The 19,389-nt window shown below is 71.0% G+C and carries 17 protein-coding genes and 1 pseudogene; 12 read left to right on the top strand and 6 right to left on the bottom strand.

The window, feature by feature from the left end:
- Positions 1–19: 19 nt before the first annotated feature.
- A complete protein-coding gene (locus ACK8GG_RS03950) occupies positions 20–1,612 on the bottom strand; it encodes an acyl-CoA carboxylase subunit beta (protein ID WP_440355548.1) in 1,593 nt (530 codons plus the stop codon).
- 96 nt (positions 1,613–1,708) lie between these two features.
- Here ACK8GG_RS03950 and ACK8GG_RS03955 point away from each other — a divergent pair, with 96 nt between their 5' ends.
- The gene (locus tag ACK8GG_RS03955) at positions 1,709–2,578 is read left to right on the top strand and encodes a biotin--[acetyl-CoA-carboxylase] ligase (RefSeq protein ID WP_440354052.1); all 870 of its coding nucleotides are present in this window, start codon (positions 1,709–1,711) and stop codon (positions 2,576–2,578) included.
- A gap of 87 nt (positions 2,579–2,665) precedes the next feature.
- Positions 2,666–3,244 (top strand): PH domain-containing protein, encoded by a 579-nt coding sequence (locus ACK8GG_RS03960; RefSeq protein ID WP_440348186.1) that lies wholly within the window; start codon positions 2,666–2,668, stop codon positions 3,242–3,244.
- Positions 3,245–3,603: 359 nt separating this feature from the next.
- Here the strand turns inward: ACK8GG_RS03960 and ACK8GG_RS03965 are convergent.
- A pseudogene (locus tag ACK8GG_RS03965) lies at positions 3,604–4,164 on the bottom strand (GtrA family protein); the annotation flags it as partial.
- Between the two features lie 69 nt (positions 4,165–4,233).
- On the bottom strand, positions 4,234–4,791 hold the full coding sequence (locus ACK8GG_RS03970; RefSeq protein ID WP_440348185.1) for a GtrA family protein: 558 nt from the start codon (positions 4,789–4,791) through the stop codon (positions 4,234–4,236).
- A 430-nt stretch (positions 4,792–5,221) separates the two neighbouring features.
- On the opposite strand from ACK8GG_RS03970, the gene ACK8GG_RS03975 reads away from it, so the two are divergent.
- From ACK8GG_RS03975 to ACK8GG_RS03990, 4 genes are read left to right on the top strand one after another with little or no spacing between them, the layout of a single operon-like run.
- Positions 5,222–7,054 (top strand): phosphoenolpyruvate carboxykinase (GTP), encoded by a 1,833-nt coding sequence (locus ACK8GG_RS03975; protein WP_440348184.1) that lies wholly within the window; start codon positions 5,222–5,224, stop codon positions 7,052–7,054.
- 40 nt (positions 7,055–7,094) lie between these two features.
- Positions 7,095–7,943, top strand: a complete 849-nt coding sequence (locus ACK8GG_RS03980) for a hypothetical protein (protein ID WP_440348183.1) — start codon at positions 7,095–7,097, stop codon at positions 7,941–7,943.
- Complete coding sequence (locus tag ACK8GG_RS03985; protein WP_440355549.1) at positions 7,940–9,085, top strand: geranylgeranyl reductase family protein; 1,146 nt, start codon at positions 7,940–7,942, stop codon at positions 9,083–9,085. The genes ACK8GG_RS03980 and ACK8GG_RS03985 overlap by 4 nt, the downstream gene beginning before the upstream one ends.
- A gap of 46 nt (positions 9,086–9,131) precedes the next feature.
- Positions 9,132–9,902 carry an isoprenyl transferase gene (locus ACK8GG_RS03990; protein ID WP_440348181.1) on the top strand — a complete coding sequence of 257 codons (771 nt, stop codon included), beginning with the start codon at positions 9,132–9,134 and terminating at the stop codon, positions 9,900–9,902.
- A gap of 75 nt (positions 9,903–9,977) precedes the next feature.
- On the opposite strand, the gene otsB is transcribed toward ACK8GG_RS03990, so the two are convergent.
- Positions 9,978–10,835 (bottom strand): trehalose-phosphatase, encoded by an 858-nt coding sequence (gene otsB / locus ACK8GG_RS03995; protein WP_440355550.1) that lies wholly within the window; start codon positions 10,833–10,835, stop codon positions 9,978–9,980.
- Positions 10,836–11,469: 634 nt separating this feature from the next.
- Between otsB and ACK8GG_RS04000 the strand changes: the two genes are divergently transcribed.
- The 6 genes from ACK8GG_RS04000 to ACK8GG_RS04025 all read left to right on the top strand — a co-directional run bounded on the left by ACK8GG_RS04000 (position 11,470) and on the right by ACK8GG_RS04025 (position 17,096).
- Positions 11,470–11,820 carry a hypothetical protein gene (locus tag ACK8GG_RS04000; protein WP_440348179.1) on the top strand — a complete coding sequence of 117 codons (351 nt, stop codon included), beginning with the start codon at positions 11,470–11,472 and terminating at the stop codon, positions 11,818–11,820.
- Positions 11,821–11,848: 28 nt separating this feature from the next.
- Positions 11,849–12,502, top strand: a complete 654-nt coding sequence (locus tag ACK8GG_RS04005; RefSeq protein ID WP_440355690.1) for a hypothetical protein — start codon at positions 11,849–11,851, stop codon at positions 12,500–12,502.
- 272 nt (positions 12,503–12,774) lie between these two features.
- Positions 12,775–14,190 carry an RNA 5'-3' helicase PhoH2 gene (gene phoH2 / locus ACK8GG_RS04010; protein WP_440355551.1) on the top strand — a complete coding sequence of 472 codons (1,416 nt, stop codon included), beginning with the start codon at positions 12,775–12,777 and terminating at the stop codon, positions 14,188–14,190.
- Between the two features lie 280 nt (positions 14,191–14,470).
- A complete protein-coding gene (locus ACK8GG_RS04015; protein ID WP_440355552.1) occupies positions 14,471–15,181 on the top strand; it encodes an aggregation-promoting factor C-terminal-like domain-containing protein in 711 nt (236 codons plus the stop codon).
- A 134-nt stretch (positions 15,182–15,315) separates the two neighbouring features.
- Entirely contained in the window at positions 15,316–15,942 is a 627-nt protein-coding gene (locus ACK8GG_RS04020; protein ID WP_440348176.1) for a rhomboid family intramembrane serine protease, read from the top strand.
- A gap of 185 nt (positions 15,943–16,127) precedes the next feature.
- Positions 16,128–17,096, top strand: a complete 969-nt coding sequence (locus ACK8GG_RS04025; protein WP_440354044.1) for an NAD(P)/FAD-dependent oxidoreductase — start codon at positions 16,128–16,130, stop codon at positions 17,094–17,096.
- A 121-nt stretch (positions 17,097–17,217) separates the two neighbouring features.
- On the opposite strand, the gene ACK8GG_RS04030 is transcribed toward ACK8GG_RS04025, so the two are convergent.
- Entirely contained in the window at positions 17,218–18,183 is a 966-nt protein-coding gene (locus ACK8GG_RS04030) for a DMT family transporter (RefSeq protein ID WP_440355553.1), read from the bottom strand.
- Positions 18,180–19,208 (bottom strand): class II fructose-bisphosphatase, encoded by a 1,029-nt coding sequence (glpX, locus tag ACK8GG_RS04035; protein ID WP_440348174.1) that lies wholly within the window; start codon positions 19,206–19,208, stop codon positions 18,180–18,182. The genes ACK8GG_RS04030 and glpX overlap by 4 nt, the downstream gene beginning before the upstream one ends.
- Between the last annotated feature and the right edge of the window lie 181 nt (positions 19,209–19,389).

Below are 19,389 nucleotides of genomic sequence, written 5' to 3' on the forward strand. Positions count from 1 at the left end.
CCCGTACGCGTGACACTTTCTACAGCGGGATGTTGCCGTGCTTCTTCGGCGGCAGCGTCTCGCGCTTGGTGCGCAGCACCCGCAGCCCGCGCACGATCTGCCGGCGGGTCTCCGAAGGCTTGATGACCGAGTCGATGTACCCGCGCTCGGCGGCCACGTACGGGTTGGCGAGGGTGTCCTCGTACTCGGTGATCTTCTCGGCCCGCAGCGCCACCGGGTCCTCGGCCTTGGCCAGCTCCGAGCGGTAGAGGATGTTCACCGCGCCCTGCGCGCCCATCACCGCGATCTGCGCGGTCGGCCAGGCGAAGTTCAGGTCCGCGCCGAGGTGCTTGGAACCCATCACGTCGTACGCGCCGCCGTAGGCCTTGCGGGTGATGACGGTGACCTTCGGGACCGTCGCCTCCGCGTAGGCGTAGATCAGCTTCGCGCCGCGGCGGATGATGCCGTCCCACTCCTGGCCGGTGCCGGGCAGGAACCCGGGTACGTCCACGAAGGTCAGTACCGGGATGTTGAAGGCGTCGCAGGTCCGCACGAAGCGGGCGGCCTTCTCGCTGGCGGCGATGTCCAGGGTGCCGGCGAAGTGCATCGGCTGGTTGGCGACCACACCGACCGGACGTCCCTCGACCCGGCCGAAACCGACCACCATGTTCTGCGCGTAGAGGGGCTGGACCTCCAGGAACTCCCCGTCGTCCAGGACGTGCTCGATCACCTTGTGGATGTCGTAGGGCTGGTTCGCCGAGTCCGGGATGAGCGTGTCCAGCTCCAGGTCGGAGTCGGTCAGCTCCAGGTCCGCCGGGGAGTCGTAGACGACCGGCTCGTCGAGGTTGTTCGACGGCAGGTACGACAGCAGCGCCTTGACGTAATCGATCGCGTCGTCCTCGTCGTGGGCGAGGTAGTGGGCGTTGCCGCTCTTGGTGTTGTGGGTGCGGGCGCCGCCGAGCTCCTCCATGCCGACGTCCTCACCGGTGACGGTCTTGATGACGTCCGGGCCGGTGATGAACATGTGGGAGGTCTCGTCGACCATCACCGTGAAGTCGGTGACCGCGGGGGAGTAGACCGCCCCGCCGGCGCAGGGGCCCATCACCAGCGAGATCTGCGGGATGACACCGGAGGCGCGGACGTTGCGGAAGAAGATCTCGCCGTAGAGGCCGAGGCTGACCACACCCTCCTGGATGCGGGCGCCACCGGAGTCGTTGATGCCGACGACCGGGCAGCCGATCTTCATCGCCAGGTCCATCACCTTGACGATCTTCTCGCCGAAGACCTCGCCGAGCGATCCGCCGAAGACGGTGAAGTCCTGGGCGAAGACGCAGATCTGCCGGCCGTCGACGGTGCCGTAACCGGTCACCACGCCGTCGCCGTACGGGCGGCTCTTCTCCAGCCCGAAGGCGGTCGAACGGTGCCGGGCAAGTTCGTCGAGTTCGACGAAGGAGCCCTCGTCGAGGAGCAGCTCGATGCGCTCGCGGGCAGTCTTCTTGCCCCGCGCATGCTGCTTCTCGACCCCGCGCGCGGATCCGGCGTGCACCGCTGCATCGGTCCGGCGCTCCAGATCCGCCAGCTTGCCGGCGGTGGTGTGGATGTTGACCTCGGTCGCGCTCTGCTGCCCACTCACGGGATGGATCGTAACGACGCCGCAGTGAAACGGTGCGCCGGTGGTCCTGTGCAGTTCGCCTCACCTGTCGCCGACGGCTGCGCCTAGGCTGACGGAATGCCCGGCTCGCCCTACACCGACCTGGACCGACCGCCGCTGGACGCCCGGCGCCTGACGCGTGCCCTCGTCGCGCCGAACGGCCCGTGGAACCGCCTGGAGCTGCGGGCGGAGACCGGCTCCACCAACGCCGACGCCGCCCGGGCGGCCCGCGACGGGGAGCCGGCCGGACTGGTCGTGGTCGCCGAGCGGCAGACCGCCGGCCGCGGCCGGCAGGGACGGCAGTGGGAGTCGCCCGCCCGCGCCGGGCTCGCCGTCAGCGTTCTGCTGCGCCCCGGCCTGCCCGAGCCGGACCGGGACTGGCCGGCCGCGCCCGCTGCCGCGTACGGCTGGCTGCCGCTGCTGGCCGGCGTGGCCCTGGTGGAGGCGGTGACCCGGCTGGCCGAGATCGACGCGGCGCTCAAGTGGCCCAACGACCTGCTGGTCGGCGCGGCCAAGTGCGCCGGCATTCTCGCCGAAGCCGTACCCGACGTCGGCGCCGCGCCCGCGATCGTGGTCGGCGTCGGACTGAACGTGACGCTGCGCGCCGACGAACTGCCGGTCAACCCGTCCGGACTGCCGGCCACCTCGTTGCAGCTCGCCGGCGCGAAGGCCACCGACCGGGATCCGCTGCTGCGGGCACTGCTGCGCGCCTTCGCCTCCTGGTACGACCGTTGGCGTCTCGCCGGCGCCGACGCCGAGGCCTGCGGGCTGCGCCGGGCCTACCAGGAGCGTTGCGACACCATCGGGCGGGACGTACGGGTGCTGCTGCCTGACGGTGCGCAGCTCACCGGGGCTGCCACCGGGATCGACGCCGACGGCCGGCTGCTGGTGCGCACGGCCGCCGGTGAGCGCGCCGTCGCCGCCGGGGACGTGCTGCACCTGCGGTGAGCGAAAGTCGGCCCCTGCGGGTGACCCCGGCGCCCGGCGGCACCGGATACGGTCAGCGCCGACATTTGTTCATCCCAGGAGGTTCGCGTGGCTTTCCCCGAGGATGTGCTCACCAGTGACGAGCACGTCGTACTGCACCTGCACCCCCACTGGAAGGCGTTGATCCGTCCGATCGTGGTGCTGGTGGCGGCCATCGCCGCGGTCGCCGCGGGATTCCTGCTGCTGCCGACCGGACTGACGGGCACCGTCGCGCTCTACGTGATCGCCGGGCTCGCCTTCGCGGCGGTCTGCTGGCTGACCATCTGGCCGATCCTGGTCTGGCGCAGCACCCACTACCTCTTCACCAACGAGCGGGTCGTCCTGCAGCTGGGGGTGCTCTCCCGCGAGCGGCGCGACATTCCGCTGGGCCGCATCAACGACCACTCGATGAACCAGCACTTCTTCGAGCGGCTGCTCGGCTGCGGCACGCTCACGATCGAGTCGGCGGGTGAGCGCGGCCAGTCGGTGCTGACCTCCATCCCGGACGTGCAGAAGGTGCAGACCACGCTCTACGACCTGGTCGAGACCCACCACGACAAGCACTCCCTCGGCGACGACGAGATGCGCGAGATCATGGCGGACATGCGCGAGGGCAAGCCGCTGCGCACCGACCCGAAGAAGGCCTGACCGCCCCAGCGCCCACCGGCCGGCGTCTGGCCGGCCGGTGCTCGGCGGGCGTCAGTGCTGTCCGGTCAGCGGTTGCCGGGGCGCCGGCTGCTCGGGTGCAGCTCGGAGGCGATCTGCTCCTCGAGTTCGAGGTCGATCGGGTCCTTGAAGGTCGCCGGCAACGGGGTCAGCGGAGTCGGAGTGGATGTCACGGGCTGCCGCCCGCCGCGGCGCTCCGGCTTCGCGGGCCGTGCGTGCTCCGGGCTCGTCGCGTCGTCGGGCCGTGCGTGTTCCGGGCCCGTCGTGTCGCCGGGCCGTGCGTGCTCAGGGCCTGTCGTGTCGTCGGTGGGTCCGGTGTCCGCAGCCGGCTGCGCCGCCGCTGGCTGCCGCGCGCCGGCACCGGTCTCGGTCCTGCCCTCGGCCCGGTCGAGTTCGTTCGCCGTCTCGGCGACCTCCGCGGTCGGGTCGAGAGCGGCGACCGCGTCCGTCTCCGGTGTGGCCGTCGCCGGGACGTTACGGAAGACGAACGTCCGGTACGACCAGAAGCGGAACAGGGTGGCGAGCACGATGCCGAGGGTCTTGGCGCCGTTGAGTGCCAGCAGGCCGGTGATGCCGAAGCCGTACTTGGCCGCGGCCAGCACGCCGAGCTCGATCGCCAGCCCGGTGGCGTTGAAGAGGAAGAACAGGCTTGTCTCGCGCCGCAGGGCCGACTTCGGCCGGTCGCGGTACGTCCAGTGCCGGTTCATCAGGTACGAGGTGATCGTCGCGACGATGGTGGCGACGACCGTGGCCTTGAGCTGCCCACCGAGGAAGATCGTCAGCGCCAGGATGTTGAACACCGCGTAGTTGATGACGGTGTTGATGCCGCCGACGATGCCGAACTTCAGCGCCTCGTTGATGAACTTCTGCCAGCGTTCGGGCAGCAGACGGACAAGACGCATACGCACACCTTAGGGCAGTCGGGCGGATGAGCCGGGCCATCCGTGTCGGTGGTGGATCTGTGGTGGTCGTCAGCTCCGGTCCGGGGAGCCGCGCTGCGTGTCGCGGGCCGGACCAGGCGGATTACCCGCGTCGCGGAAGACGAATCGCCGGTACGACCAGAACCGGAACAGGGTCCCGAGGCCGGTGCCGACCAGGAAGCTGGCGATGTTGTCGGCCAGCACGGTGCGGAACACCGCCGGCCAGATGGCCCCGAGCCAGTAGTGACTGATACCCAGGCAGGCCAGCCCGATACCGAGCCCGACGGCGTTGAAGAGGAAGAAGAGCGCGTACTCGCGGGCCGGGTTGCGGTGCTCGCGGTGCCGCCAGGTCCAGAACCTGTTGCCGATGAAGGCGAAGGTCGCGGCGATGACGGTGGAGATCGTCTTGGCGGTCAGCTGCTCGGTGCCGTGGGCGTGGACCGCGTAGTTGAAGATCGTGAAGTCGACGAGGAAGGCGGCGCCGCCGACGGTGGCGAACTTGCCGACCTCGCGCACGAGATGACCGAAACGGTCGCTGAGGGTGTGCCACAGACCGGCCCCGGGGGCTTGGGGCGGTGTCGCGGGTTCCTCGGCAACGGTGGTCGGCACCCGTCGAGAGTACCGGCGCGGACGCACTCGGGAGGGAACCAATCGCCCGAGAAGGGCCACATCGTCGGAGGGTAGCCGGGTCCATACGTCGCGTGGCGCTGCGACGGAGACGGTCGCGGGGCGCTGATCGCCCCAAGAGCTGTCAATCTCGACGTAGGGGACTTTTGGCGTTCAGTGGGATTCTTCTCAACTCTGGCGCGGCGGACCGTGAGATTTGCGTGAAACTGCGCGCTCGAGCGGGTAATAGCTCGTGATACGGCACCCGCGCCGTAGGCTGTGCAGTTCTTCACAACCCGTCCCACTGACCGGACGTAGGCCGCGGTTTACGCTGTGGCCAATTCCTGGTTTCACGAAGGCGACGCGGCGCCCCGCCCGCCCAAGTCGTGCATCCATAGCGCAGGTCAGTGCCGACCCAGAAGGAGATGTTTCAATGGTTGCTCCGGCTCCGGTTCGGGGAATCGATGAAGCCCCGACGTCCCATCCCGAACTGCTCCGCTGGGTCCGTGAGGTAGCCGAACTGACGACGCCGGAGCGTGTTGTCTGGGTTGACGGCTCCGACGAGGAGTGGCAGCGCCTCACCGACGAGCTGGTCGAGGCCGGCACCCTGATCCGGCTCAACCCGGAGAAGAAGCCGAACTCCTTCTACGCCCGCACCGACCCGACGGACGTCGCCCGGGTCGAGGAGCGCACCTTCATCTGCTCGGTCGACGAGGCCGACGCCGGACCCACCAACAACTGGATGGCGCCGGCCGAGATGAAGCGGACCATGACCGAGCTCTACCGGGGCTCGATGCGTGGTCGCACCATGTACGTCATCCCGTTCTGCATGGGCCCGGTCGAGGCCGAGAAGCCGATGTTCGGCGTCGAGATCACCGACAGCCCGTACGTGGTCGCCTCGATGCGCATCATGACCCGGATGGGGCAGCGGATCCTCGACGCCATGGGTGAGGACGCTGACTTCGTCCACGCGCTGCACTCCCTCGGCGCGCCGCTGGAGCCCGGTCAGGCCGACGTGCCGTGGCCGTGCAGCCAGACCAAGTACATCTCCCAGTTCCCGGAGACCCGCGAGATCTGGTCCTTCGGCTCCGGCTACGGCGGCAACTCGCTGCTGGGCAAGAAGTGCTACTCGCTGCGGATCGCCAGCGCGATGGCCCGCGACGAGGGCTGGCTCGCCGAGCACATGCTGATCCTCAAGATCACCTCGCCGGAGGGGAAGGTCTACCACATCACCGGCGCCTTCCCGTCGGCCTGCGGCAAGACCAACCTCGCGATGCTCGAGCCGACCCTGCCGGGTTGGAAGGTCGAGACCATCGGCGACGACATCGCCTGGATGCGCTTCGGTGCCGACGGCCGCCTCTACGCGGTCAACCCGGAGTACGGCCTCTTCGGCGTGGCGCCGGGCACCGACTGGAAGACCAACGCCAACGCGATGCGGACCCTGGACAAGGGCAACTCGGTCTTCACCAACGTCGCGCTCACCGACGACGGCGACATCTGGTGGGAGGGCATGGGCGAGCCCCCGGCCCACCTCATCGACTGGAAGGGCAACGACTGGACGCCCGAGAGCGGCGAACTGTCGTCCCACGCCAACAGCCGGTTCTGCACGCCGATCAAGCAGTGCCCGATCCTGGCCGACTCCTACGACGACCCGAACGGCGTGCCGATCGACGCGATCCTCTTCGGTGGCCGCCGTCGCGACACCATCCCGCTGGTGACCGAGGCGCGCGACTGGGTGCACGGTGTCTACATGGGCGCCACCCTCTCCTCGGAGACCACCGCGGCCGCGGCCGGCCAGGTGGGCGTGGTGCGCCGCGACCCGATGGCGATGCTGCCGTTCATCGGCTACAACGCCGGCGACTACTTCCGGCACTGGATCGAGATGGGCAAGGGCTCCGACGGCGACGAGTCGAAGCTGCCGAAGATCTTCTACGTCAACTGGTTCCGCAAGGACGACGAGGGCTCGTTCCTCTGGCCGGGCTTCGGCGAGAACTCCCGCGTGCTCAAGTGGGTCGTCGAGCGGCTCGAGGGCAAGGCCGACGCGGTGGAGACGCCGATCGGCATGGTCCCGACCCCCGACGCGCTCGACATCGAGGGCCTGGACATGACGCCCGAGGACGTCCGGATCGCCCTCAAGGTCGACCCGGAGGAGTGGCGCAAGGAGATCCCGCTGGTCACCGAGTGGTTCGAGAAGTTCGGCGACAAGCTGCCGGGCGTGCTCTGGGCCGAACTGGACGCGCTCAAGGCCCGGCTCGACGCCGCCTGACGGGTGTGAACCCGGCCCCGATGGGGCATCATCGACAACCATGACGACGACGGCCGCCGCAACCACGTTGCGGCGGCCGTCGCCCGTACGGGTCCTCACCTGGCTGCTCGCCGCCACCGCCACGGTCACCGTCGCGGTCGAGGTGCTCAACTTCTGGTACGCCCCGGAGCAGGGCTTCGCCCTCGGCGTACGGACCGGCTGGGCGCTGCTGCGGGCGTTCGGTTTCGTCCTGCTGATCGGGCAGGTGCGCCGGGGCCGGGCCGGTGCCCGGCCGTTCGGACTGATCCTGGCGGTCACCACCGTCTTCGCGGTGGGGCGCCTGATCGTGCCGCGCTCCGGCGTGCCGCCGCTGCCGGGGCTGATCGGTTTCGCGCTGCTGACGCTGCTCTGCGTGGCCGTCACCGTGCTGCTCTACCGCAGCCAGGCCGTACGGCAGGCCCTCAACCGGCACCCGCGGCGGCTCGTGCTCGACCGCGACGGCTTCGCCCTGCGGGAGACGCCACCGCGCCGTCCGGAGACCACCGGCCGCCTGCTCACCGCCCGGGTCGCCGCCCTCACCTACAGCCCGCTGATGCTGCTGCCGGCGCTGATCGCGGTGAGCACCCTCGGGGGCGGCCGGCTGCACCTGCTGCCCGTGGTGGTGGCGTGGCTGGGTGCGGGCGTACTGGTCAGCTACGTGGTGCTGCTCGGCACCTTCTTCCTGCTGCGCGGCCGGGACTGGGCCCGCCGCTACCTCGTCGTGGTCACCCTCGCCGTGCTGGCCATCCAGCTGCCGCTGAGCTGGTGGCTGCTCGGCCTCGACGGGCTGATCCGCGACGGCGCTCCGCTGCTCGCCGCCGCCGGCATCACCCTCTACGCACTGCGGCCCGGGCCGGGGGAGCCGACATGAGCGACGAGTACGACCTCGTGGTCGTCGGCGCCGGCCCGGCCGGGTCGAGCGCGGCGCTCGCCGCCCGCCGGCTGGGAGTCTCGGTGCTCCTGCTGGACCGTGCAGACTTCCCCCGGGACAAGCCCTGCGGCGACGGCATCGCCCCGCACGCCCTGGCGGTCCTCGCCGGGCTCGGCGTGCCGGACGCGGCAGCCGGGTACGCGCCGGTGCCGACGCTGCGGTTGATCGGCCCCGGCGGCGGGGAGGTCGCCCGCGCGCTGCCCCGGCCGGCGTACACCGTGCCGCGGCGGGTCTTCGACGCCCGGCTGGTCGTCGCGGCGACCGCCGCCGGCGTGGTGCTGCGCCGGCACACCGTACGCCGGGCCGAGCAGCGCGGCGACCGGGTCGTCGTCGACGGCGTGATCTCCGCCCGGGCGGTGGTCGCGGCCGACGGCGCGGGCTCGGTGCTGCGGCGCGGGTTGGGCGAGGCGGTGAACCCGCCGCGGCACCTGGCGCTGGCGATGCGCGGCTACGCGCCGGCCCGCCCCGGCCCGCCCGAGCAGCTGATCGTCACCTCCGGGCGGCGCTGGCCGGCGTACGCGTGGAGCTTCCCGATCGGCGACGGCCGGGCCAACGTCGGCTACGGCGAGGTGCTGCGCGGCGAACCGCTGACCCGGACCCACCTGATCGAGCGGATGGCCGAACTGCTGCCGGGTACCGCCGACGCCGGCGATCTGCGCGCCCACCATCTGCCGCTCTCCACCCACCGGCCGGTGCCCGGCCGGGGCCGGATCCTGCTCGCCGGCGACGCGCTGTCGTTGATCAATCCCTTCACCGGCGAGGGGATCTTCTACGCTGTCCTCTCCGGCTCGCTGGCCGGTGCCGCCGCCGCGGCCGACCCGGCACGGGCCGTGCCCGGGTACGCGCGCGCACTGCGGCGGCAGCTCGGGACCCATCTGCGGCACAGCTCGTTCGCGGCCCGGCTGGCCCGTCGGCGGCAGATCGTCGACGCCGCCGTGCGGGCCGCCGCCGGTGACGGCGAGGTCTTCACCACGATCGCCGAGCTGGGGCTCGGTGCCGGCCGACTCGATCTGCGGACCCTGGGCCGCATCGGCGCGTCCCTGCGGGTGCCCGTCGGTGCGGCGGGGCGTCCCGCCGAATGAGGCACCGGGACCGGGTGCGGCAGATTGGGTCGCTACTCTGCAGGGGATGACTCTGCGGAACCTTGTCTACTCCGTCTACGAGCGCCGGCTCAAGGCCAAGCTCACCGGCAGTCCGGTGCCCCGGCACGTGGGCGTTCTGTGTGACGGCAACCGTCGCTGGGCCCGGGAGATGGGGCTGGTCGACCCGAACGACGGACACCGGATGGGCGCCAAGCGGATCAAGGAGCTGCTGCGCTGGTGCGACGAGGCCGGCGTCGGCTACGTGACGCTCTGGCTGCTCTCCACCGACAACCTCTCCCGCCCCGCGGCGGAGCTGGATCCGCTGCTGCAGATCATCGAGGAGCTGACCACGGAGCTGGCCGAGGAGGGCAACCCCTGGCGGCTGCGGATGGTCGGCGCGCTCGACGTCCTGCCGGCCCGGCACGCGGCGGCGCTCAAGGCGGCCGAGGAGCGCACCCACAGCCACGTCGGTGGCGCCCAGGTCAACATCGCCGTCGGGTACGGCGGCCGGCGCGAGATCATCGACGCGGTCCGGGCGCTGCTGCACGAGCACGCGAAAGCGGGCACCAGCCTCGAGGAGCTGGCCGAGACGATCGACGTCGACCACATCTCGGAGAATCTCTACACGCGCGGCCTGCCGGACCCGGACCTGATCATCCGGACCAGCGGGGAGCAGCGCCTGTCCGGGTTCATGCTCTGGCAGTCGGCGCACAGCGAGTTCTACTTCTGCGAACTCAACTGGCCCGACTTCCGTCGCGTCGACTTCCTGCGCGCCCTGCGTTCGTACGCGACCAGACAGCGCCGCTTCGGCTCCTGAGGCCTGCGGGCGCTGAGCCGGCCCGCGGCTGTGGCCCGCGCCTCGTCCGGCTCAGAGCCGCGGGCCTCGTCCGGCTCAGTCGTTCGGCGTGGCCGCGGTGGGCCCGGCGGCCGGCGCGGCGAGCCGGCGGGCGGCGCGGGTGAGGAACACGCCGAGCGCCTCCGGGGAGTCGAGTGTCAGGTCGGCCGCGGCGGAGACCTCGTCGCCGGTCTCCGGGTTCGCCACGGCGACGCAGACGCCGAAGAAGTCCGGCGCCACGGCCGCGCGCTCCCGCAGCGCCGCGAAGGCCTTGATGTCGGAGACGTCGTCGCCGAAGTACCAGGCGCAGCCGGTGGAGCGCACCGCCTCGGCGATCACCATGCCCTTGTCCCCGTCCACCGGGGGCTTCAGTTCGATCACCATCCGCCCGATCTGCACCCGCAGGCCGAGTCGCTCGGCGGCGGCGCGGCCCCAGGCCTCGACCTGGGCAGCCAGCTGCGGCACCGCGCGGTAGTGCAGCGCGACGGAGAGCCGCTTGAACTCCACGAGAGTGCCACTGGGCAGCTCGGCGGTCGCCTGCTCGGCCAGTTCGGCCATCGTCGGCACCCAGGGCTCGGCCGCCGGTTCGGTGATCGTCGCGCCGCCGAGGTGGCTGTGCTCCAGCCCGTAGAGCCCGTAGAGGTCGATGCGGGTCAGGTCGCCGAAGTGTTCCCGCAGGAACTCGACCGGACGGGCCGAGACGATGACGATCCGCTTGACCAGCGGGGTGAGCGCCGCCAGCGCGGCGATCGCCGCCGGGTCCGGGCGGACCGCGGTCGGATCCTCCTGGACCGGGGCGAGGGTGCCGTCGAAGTCGAAGAAGAGCACGCACTGGTCCGCGCGTGCGGCGGTGGCCTGCCAGAGGTCGTCAGGGTCGCGGAGATGGCGTCCGTCGCCGATGTTGATCAGTGGCACGCGGGTCAGCGTACCCCGGTGACCGGCGGCCAACCCTGTCCCGGCGAACGGCGGGTCCCGGAGCCCCGATCACCGCCGTCGCCGCAACCGGCGCCGGTGGCTCGTGCGAGCGGCCCGGCTCGCCCGCCGGGTCGGCGTGGACGGGCGTACGCGGTGTCCCGGCAATTGTGTCCGAGCCGACCTCGCAATTCATGGCCGGCCCCTGGCAATTGTGAGCACGCCGCATATCCTGTTCTTTCCTGTGCGCGGTGGAAATTGCCGGGACGTGCGGGCTGTCAGCCCTCCTGGCCATTGTGCGATTTGATTTCACCGGACCGGTTTCCGCACGGGGGCGACCGGGCGCGTGCCGCTGATCATGCCGCCGCACCTGCGCCAACCCCGCGACGTACCGCCGGAGGGGCGACTGGTGTACGGGGCTCGACCCCGCCGGAAAATATGATTGCTTCTCTCGATTTTCGGGCGCTTCTCGTGCGGTTTCCCGGCGCGCCGTACGGGGCAGTTATTTGAGGTCGGTGTCATCTGGGTGCCGGGCCGAAAGGCTGATACCGTCACGCCGGTGAAGCGTGTCCCGCGTCACAGCGCGGGGTGCCCGGTGATCACCCGCGGCGGTGGGTTCGAGACGAAGGAGGGGCCGATGACCGAGGTGGCGACCCGAGCCCAGGCGTTCGGACTGCTCTCGGCGGGCGTCGCCGCCGGACTGAGCGCGCCCTGGCGTCTCTATCTCGCCCGCGGCTGCCGCTATGTCTGCCTGAACGTCGCCGACCGGGACGAATGGAACGCCTGGCGGACCCACCTGGGCTGCCCGGAGCTCAGCGTCCGGGTCTATGACGAGGACGGTGAGATCCGGCGCGTCTCGATCGCCGAGGTGGTCCTGGACGGCTGCCGGTTCAGCGTGCAGCTCATCGAAGAGGTGAGCACTGCCGACCTCGACCGGCTCCTCGTCGCCGAGCCGCCGGCGGCGGACCCGGATCCGGAGGTGCGATGAGCGCGCGGCTCCGCCGGGGAGGCATCCGATGACTCCGCTGCTCGCGGTCTTCCTGGTGCTGGTCGTCAGCGCCACCAGCTACGCGGCGGGACGCCTGCACGGCCAGCTCAGCTACCGGGTCGGCTACCGGTTCGGCTACCGGCAGGGCTACTTCGACGGGGACCGGGGCGCCTGGCACCGGCGGCGGTACGAGAGCAGCTCCGCCCTCGCCGCTGTGCTGACCGGGCAGGCGTCCGAGAGCCCCGTGCCGGAGAGCAGCCCACGCGGCACGACGTACCGCGGTGGCGCCTTCGTCCCGGCGACCGTCACGACGCGCAACGCTGTCGCCGCCGAGCGCACCGCCGCGGTCGGTGCCGGCACATCCCCGGTCAACGCCGTGCGGCCGGTGACGCGCAGAGCCGGCAACGCCGCGGTCACCGGCCGGGCCGAGACCGGTAAGCCCGTGAACGCGGCGGCGGTGCCGGGACGGGCTCCGGCGTGGAAGCCCGTCACCAAGCGGCCGGCCCCGGCGGCCGCGATGCCGACGGTGTCGGCGCCGACGACGGCGCAGCCGGGCGGCATCACCGCCGTGTCGCCCGCGCCCCCGGGAACACCCGTGCGGATGCCGCGTTCGTCCGTGCCGGCACCGGAGCGCCCCGCCGGCGACAACGACGGGCCGGCCCCCGGTACGCCCGGCGACTGAGCCCAGCCGAACGTCAGGGGGCATCGTCGTTCGTCGAGGTGTCCGGGACCCGCCGGCAACGCGCCCGGTACGAAACAGCATTGTCACAATGGACTCTGGTCCCCGGGGCCGGACCCGGCTAGCGTCTAGCCATGGCCGGGACTTCACCCGGCCAGCCGGTCAGCCCGGTCCGCGATCCTCGCACCACGGGGCCCGCATCCGACCCCGTGTCCCCGGGCACCGGACGAGGCGGAGCGCGGGTGGCGGATGTCCCACCCGGTCGGAGCAGATCTGTGACGACTCGCCGTAGGACTTCCGGGGCCGAGAAGGGCCCGGCCGCTACCACCACGACCCGAGGCGCCCAGCCGGGCCGGCCCGTGGCGCAGACCCGGGCCGACGAGCCCGAGGAGCCCCGACCAGCGGGCCCGGTGTACGTCCTGGACACCTCCGTTCTGCTCAGCGACCCCGCGGCCCTGCGTCGCTTCGCCGAGCACGAGGTGGTCCTCCCGCTGGTGGTCATCTCCGAACTGGAGGGCAAGCGCCACCATCCTGAACTCGGCTGGTTCGCGCGGCAGTCGCTGCGGGTCCTCGACGAACTCCGGGTCAAGTACGGCCGGCTGGACCAGCCGATCCCGGTCAACGATCTCGGCGGCACGATGCGGGTGGAGCTGAACAACACCGACGACGGTCTGCTGCCGCCGGGGCTGCGCAACGGGTCGAACGACGAGCGGATCCTCTCGGTGGCGCTGCACCTGGCGCTCGACGGGCGTCAGGTCACGCTGGTCAGCAAGGACATGCCGTTGCGGGTGAAGGCCGCTGCGGTCGGTCTGGTCGCCGACGAGTACCGGCACGGCCAGGCCAGCGATCCGACCTGGACGGGGATGACCGAACTCGAACTGAGCACCGAGCAGGTCGACGCCCTCTACGCCGCGGGCGCCACCGATCTGGACCAGGCCGCGGGTCTGCCCTGCCACACCGGCCTGGTGCTGCACTCGCCGAACGGGTCGGCGCTGGGCCGGGTGCTGCCCGACAAGCAGGTCCGGCTGGTCCGCGGCGACCGGGAGGCGTTCGGTCTGCGGGGTCGTTCGGCGGAGCAGCGGATCGCGCTCGACCTGCTGCTCGACGAGACGATCGGCATCGTCTCGCTCGGCGGCCGGGCCGGCACGGGCAAGTCCGCGCTGGCGCTCTGCGCCGGTTTGGAGGCGGTGATGGAGCGCAGCCGGCACCGCAAGGTCGTGGTCTTCCGTCCGCTCTACGCCGTCGGGGGCCAGGAACTGGGGTATCTGCCCGGCTCGGAGGCCGAGAAGATGTCGCCGTGGGCGCAGGCGGTCTTCGACACCCTCGGTGCGGTGGTGCACGAGAACGTGATGGAGGAGGTGCTCGCTCGCGGAATGCTGGAGGTGCTGCCGCTGACCCACATCCGGGGGCGCAGTCTGCACGACGCGTTCGTGATCGTCGACGAGGCGCAGTCCCTGGAGCGCAATGTCCTGCTCACCGTCCTCTCCCGCATCGGGAAGGACTCCCGGGTGGTGCTGACGCACGACGTGGCGCAGCGGGACAACCTGCGGGTCGGCCGGTACGACGGGGTGACCGCGGTCATCGAGACGCTGAAGGGCCATCCGCTTTTCGCGCACGTCACCCTCACCCGATCGGAGCGGTCACCGATCGCCGAGATGGTTACAGATCTGTTGGAGGATCTGCCTGGCTGAGTAGCTGATCTTTGCCCGCTTTGCATAGGTTTCAAATATTTAATACAGTGACGCAGGACACAAAAGCGCATCAGGGTTTTCCCTGAGGCTCACTGTGCGCAATCGTGTCCAGCGGGCTTGCAAAAGCCAGGCGGATAGTTGATGATCGTTTGTCCGCTCGGGCAAAACGAACACAGCAGTGCCTGGTGGCCGGTGGAGACCGGCCGTGCCAGCCCACGGCACGGCCGGGCCCCGAGGGTCCGTCCGCGCCTGTCCTGCCCCCGACGAAGGGACCCACTTCGTGAGTCGGCTGTGGAGCCGGTTCGGCGTGCGGACTGCGGCGATTGCGCTGCTCTCCGTTGGCGTCGCCGGCGGCGTCTTCCTCGGTGAGGACCGAGAGACCCAGCAAGAAGGAATCAAGGCCCACCAGGCCGCCGAGATCGCCGACCAGGAGATCCAGCTCCAGCGTGAGCGGGAGTTCGATCAGACGATCCTCATGGCCGAGAAGCAGGAAATGAGGGAACAGGCCCGGCTCCGGGCGGCGAAGATCGCCAAGGAGGAGGCCGAGCGGACCCGCAAGGCCGAGGCCGCCGCGGCGGCCCGCAAACAGCGCGTGGCGGAGGAGAAGGCCGCCGCAAAGGCTGCCGAGGAGGCCAAGAAGAAGGCCGCCAAGCCGTACGACGGTCCGATCCCCGAGTCGTGCAACGAGTACAGCGGCAACCGCCGTACCGGCTGCGCCCTGATGATCGACTACGGCTTCGGCATCGACCAGTTCCCCTGCCTGGAGAAGCTCTGGACCAAGGAGAGCGGCTGGAACCACCAGGCGGAGAACTCCTACTCCGGCGCGTACGGCATCCCGCAGGCGTTGCCCGGCAACAAGATGGGCTCGGCCGGCGACGACTGGCAGAGCAACCCCGCCACCCAGATCAAGTGGGGCCTCGGGTACATCAAGGGCCGGTACAACACGCCCTGCGGCGCATGGAACTACTTCCTGAACAACGGCTCCTACTGATCGCCGTACGGCGATCCGGGGCGGGCCGGTAAGACTCAGCTCACCGAGGTGGGGTGTCATCCGAGAGGATGGCACCCCACACTCGTGCGCGTCAGCACTGGCGGCGGTGGCCGTTAGCTGATAGCTGTGTGTGGGTGACCTTTCCCGGGGAATTCCGTGACGACGCCAATCGCTTCGGCACCGAGGCCTTCTACGCCTCGCTGGGGCGGGCCTTCGTGGCGATGTGCGCGGTGGTCCCCCTCCTCTTTCTCATCGAGCTGATCGACTACGGCCTGAACGCCAACCTCGACGCCGCCGGCGGCATCATCCCGCGCCGAATCGAGGGCATCGACGGGGTCTTCTTCAGCCCGCTGCTGCACCACGGCTTCAACCACCTCTACAGCAACAGCGTGCCGTTGATCCTGCTCGGCACCTTCGTGCTCGCCTCCGGCGTCAAACGCTTCATCTGGTCGACGCTGGTGATCGTGCTGGTTAGCGGCTTCGGTGTCTGGTTCACCGGTTCCCCCAACACGATCGTGGTCGGCGCCAGCGGTGTCGTCTTCGGCTACTTCGGACTGCTGCTGGTCCGCGGCATCGTCGAGCGCAGCTGGTGGAACTTCGGCGTGGTGCTGCTGGTCGCGCTCCTCTACGGCTGGCAACTCGTCGGGGTGCTCCCCACCGACGAGCCGATCTCCTGGCAGGGTCATCTCTTCGGCCTGCTGGGCGGGATGGTCGCCGCGGTGCTCTTCCGCCGCCCGCGCCCCGCGCCTGATCCCTTCTAGACCGCCGCGGCGAATCGCCGAATCCGCGCCCCGCGGCCCTGCCCCGTCGTACGGTCGTCGTCGCGGCCTTCTGCCTGGCCACGCCCATCGACGTCTCGCGGGGTGACATTTCCTTGCCGGACAACCTGGCGGCAACCTACGGTCGGTGCGGAATCATCGGATACGGAAGAGGTGGCTGGGTGGCCATGCGGGAAATTGATGTCGCCGTCATCGGCGCCGGTCCCAGCGGCCTCTTCGCCGCCTACTACGCGGGCTTCCGGGGCCTGTCGGTGACGGTGATCGACGCGTTGCCCGAGCCGGGCGGCCAGGTCACCGCGATGTATCCGGAGAAGCTCATCCACGACATCGCCGGCATCCCCGCCATCAAGGGCCGGGACCTGGTGGCGAACCTCGTCACGCAGGCCGCGCCCTTCGACCCGGAGTACCGGCTGGGCGTACGGGCGGAGAAGCTCTCGCATGTGGACGGCCGCGTCGTGCTCGGCCTCTCCAACGGCGAGCAGCTCGACTGCGGTGCCGTGATCATCACCGGCGGCCTCGGCAGTTTCAGCCCCCGGCCACTGCCCGCGGCCGAAAGCTTCTCGGGCACCGGCATCGTCTACTTCGTGCCCCGGCTGGCCGACCTCGCTGGTCAGGACGTGCTGATCGTCGGCGGCGGCGACTCCGCCTTCGACTGGGCCGCGGCGCTCCAACCGCTCGCCCGGTCGGTGACGCTGGTGCACCGGCGGGAGAAGTTCCGCGCCCATGCCGCCAGCGTCGCCCGGGTGCAGGAGCTGCCGGTGCGCATCGTGGTCAACGCCGAGGTGACGCGGCTGCACGGCGAGACCGAGGTGACCGGCGCGGAAATCGTCGTGCGCGGGGAGGAGCCGGAGACGATCCCGGTCGACTGTGTGGTCGCCGCGCTCGGCTTCACCGCCGACCTCGGACCGATCGCCGAGTGGGGGATCGACCTGCAGCGACGCAACATTCTCGTCGACAGCAGCATGGCGACCAACCTGCCGAGGGTCTTCGCCGCCGGCGACATCACCGAGTACCCGGGCAAGGTGCGCCTGATCGCCACCGGCTTCGGTGAGGCGGCGACGGCCGTCAACAACGCCGCGGTGGTCATCGACCCGAGCGCCCACCTCTTCCCGGGCCACTCCTCCGACGGCACCTGATCCGTCCCCGGCTGTCCGTGCCGGAAGCCGCCTCGGCGGCGGCCTTCGACGATCAGCACCGCGAGTGCATCGCGGCACAGCGTGCTCGGCGGCCGGTCAGCGGCCGGTCAGCGGCGGCTGGTCAGCGGCGGCTGCCGAGCGCGGCGATGAGCACCGCGACCAGGGTCAGCGCCGTGCCGAGCAGGGTCCGGGGGCCGGGCTGCGAGGCGGCGGTGGGGAAGACGACGTCCATTGCGACCGCGCCGAGGACCTGGCCGGAGATCGTGGCAAGCCCCAGCAGCAGCACCCCGGTGAAGCGGACAACGGCGGCGGCGATGGCGATGAAGACGATGCCGATCGGGCCGCCGATGTAGAGCCACGGCTCGGCCGGGAAAGCCCCACCCGGCCTGCCGCGCAGCGCCAGGTCGACGAGGAAGACCACCAGCAGCCCCACCGTGCCGACCGCGAAGTTGACCAGCGTGGCGGTCAGGACACTGCCCGCGGCGATGCCGACCCGCCCGTTGACCGCCTGCTGCCAGGCCACGGCGAGCCCGGCGAGCAGCGGCAGCGCCGCGAGGGCCAGCGCGGCCGGGTCGGCGAGCCGGTCGCCGACGGCCAGCAGGACCGCCAGCACGGTCAGCACCGCCCCGGCCAGCCGGGCGCCGGTGACCGGCTGGGCCCCGCCGGGGCCGATGCCGAAACGGTCGACGACGAGGCTGCTGGCGGACTGCCCGGCCACGACGGCGACGGTGAAGACAGCGACCCCGAGCACACCGACGGTCAGCCCCTGGGTGGCGACCAGGAGCGCGCCGCAGAGACCACCGAGGCACTGCCAGGGGCGCAACGTCCCCTCGGTCAGAGCGCGGCGCAGCATGCGCAGCCCGCGCCGCCCGCCGGGCAGGGCCGGCACCAGCACCGCGAGCACCAGCAGGCCGACGCCGAAGGAGACCAGCGCCGCGGCGATGCCGTCCTGCAGCCGTACGCCGAGTTCGCCGTTGACGCGCGACTGGGCGGCGACGGCGACGCCCGAGGCGACCGCCAGGCCGACCCCGAGCGCCCGGCGGGCCGGGGTCAGGACCGGCGCGGCGGTCGCGCCGGTGTGTGTCACTCCTGCTCGGCCAGGGGACGACCGTCGAAGTCGATCGCCGAGTAGAGCGCCAGCTTCTCGAGCCGGTGGTACGAGTCGATGACCCGGATGGTGCCGCTCTTGGAACGCATCACGATCGACTGCGTGTACGCCCCGCCCGACTGGTAGCTCACACCCTTGAGCAGGTCCCCGGAGGTGACGCCGGTGGCGACGAAGAAGCAGTTGTCCCCGGTGACCAGGTCGTCGGTGGCGAGTACCCGGTCCAGGTCGTGGCCGGCGTCGATCGCCTTGCGCCGTTCGGCGTCGTCGGTCGGCCAGAGCTTGGCCTGCACCGCGCCGCCCATGCACTTGAGCGCGCAGGCCGCGATGATTCCCTCCGGCGTGCCGCCGATGCCCATCAGCACGTCGATGCCGGTGCCGGCGCGGGCGGTGGCGATGGCGCCGGCGATGTCGCCGTCGGAGATGAACCGGATGTTCGCCCCGGCCTTGCGGATCTGGGCGACCAGGTCGTTGTGGCGCGGCCGGTCGAGGACGGTGACGGTCACCTCGGAGACGCTGGTCTTCTTGACCTTCGCGATGCGGCGCAGGTTCTCGCCGACCCCGGCGGAGATGTCGATCACGTCGGCGTAGTCGGGGCCGACGGCGAGCTTCTCCATGTAGAACACGGCGCTCGGGTCGAACATCGCACCCCGCTCGGCGACGGCGAGCACCGCCAGGGCGTTCGGCATGCCCTTGCTCATCAGGGTGGTGCCGTCGACCGGGTCGACCGCGACGTCCACCTTCGCGCCGCTGCCGTCACCGACTGCTTCGCCGTTGTAGAGCATCGGGGCGTTGTCCTTCTCGCCCTCGCCGATCACGACGACCCCGTCCATCGGGATCGAGTTGATCAGCTTTCGCATGGCGTCGACAGCCGCGCCGTCCCCGCCTTCCTTGTCACCGCGACCCACCCAGCGGCCGGCGGCCATCGCCGCGGCCTCGGTCACCCGGACCAGGTCCAGGGCCAGGTTGCGGTCCAGGTTCTGCGGAATGCGCGTCCTGCTCGTCATGTACGGCTCCTCCTCGCGTCACTGCGGGGTGGCCCGGCGGAGTACGGCGTCAGCCGCGGCCAGCCTGGCTCAGATCCTCACATGGTGGCTGATTCCGCGCCGGACGGGGTGTCAGGTCACCATGATCCGAGCCGAACGTGACCGGAACCCCGCCCCCGGCGGGGGCACGCGGCGGGGCCGG

It is taken from the genome of Melissospora conviva (genome assembly GCF_049523535.1).
Lineage (GTDB): Bacteria > Actinomycetota > Actinomycetes > Mycobacteriales > Micromonosporaceae > Melissospora > Melissospora conviva.

Bases quoted from the DNA above. Each gene is read 5' to 3' on its own strand.
- ACK8GG_RS03955 (WP_440354052.1), top strand. From the start codon at position 1,709: ATGCCCGGCTCGCCCTACACCGACCTGGACCGACCGCCGCTGGACGCC.
- ACK8GG_RS03975 (WP_440348184.1), top strand. From the start codon at position 5,222: ATGGTTGCTCCGGCTCCGGTTCGGGGAATCGATGAAGCCCCGACGTCC.
- ACK8GG_RS03980 (WP_440348183.1), top strand. From the start codon at position 7,095: ATGACGACGACGGCCGCCGCAACCACGTTGCGGCGGCCGTCGCCCGTA.
- ACK8GG_RS03985 (WP_440355549.1), top strand. From the start codon at position 7,940: ATGAGCGACGAGTACGACCTCGTGGTCGTCGGCGCCGGCCCGGCCGGG.
- ACK8GG_RS03990 (WP_440348181.1), top strand. From the start codon at position 9,132: ATGACTCTGCGGAACCTTGTCTACTCCGTCTACGAGCGCCGGCTCAAG.
- ACK8GG_RS04000 (WP_440348179.1), top strand. From the start codon at position 11,470: ATGACCGAGGTGGCGACCCGAGCCCAGGCGTTCGGACTGCTCTCGGCG.
- ACK8GG_RS04005 (WP_440355690.1), top strand. From the start codon at position 11,849: ATGACTCCGCTGCTCGCGGTCTTCCTGGTGCTGGTCGTCAGCGCCACC.
- ACK8GG_RS04025 (WP_440354044.1), top strand. From the start codon at position 16,128: ATGCGGGAAATTGATGTCGCCGTCATCGGCGCCGGTCCCAGCGGCCTC.
- glpX (WP_440348174.1), bottom strand. From the start codon at position 19,208: ATGACGAGCAGGACGCGCATTCCGCAGAACCTGGACCGCAACCTGGCC.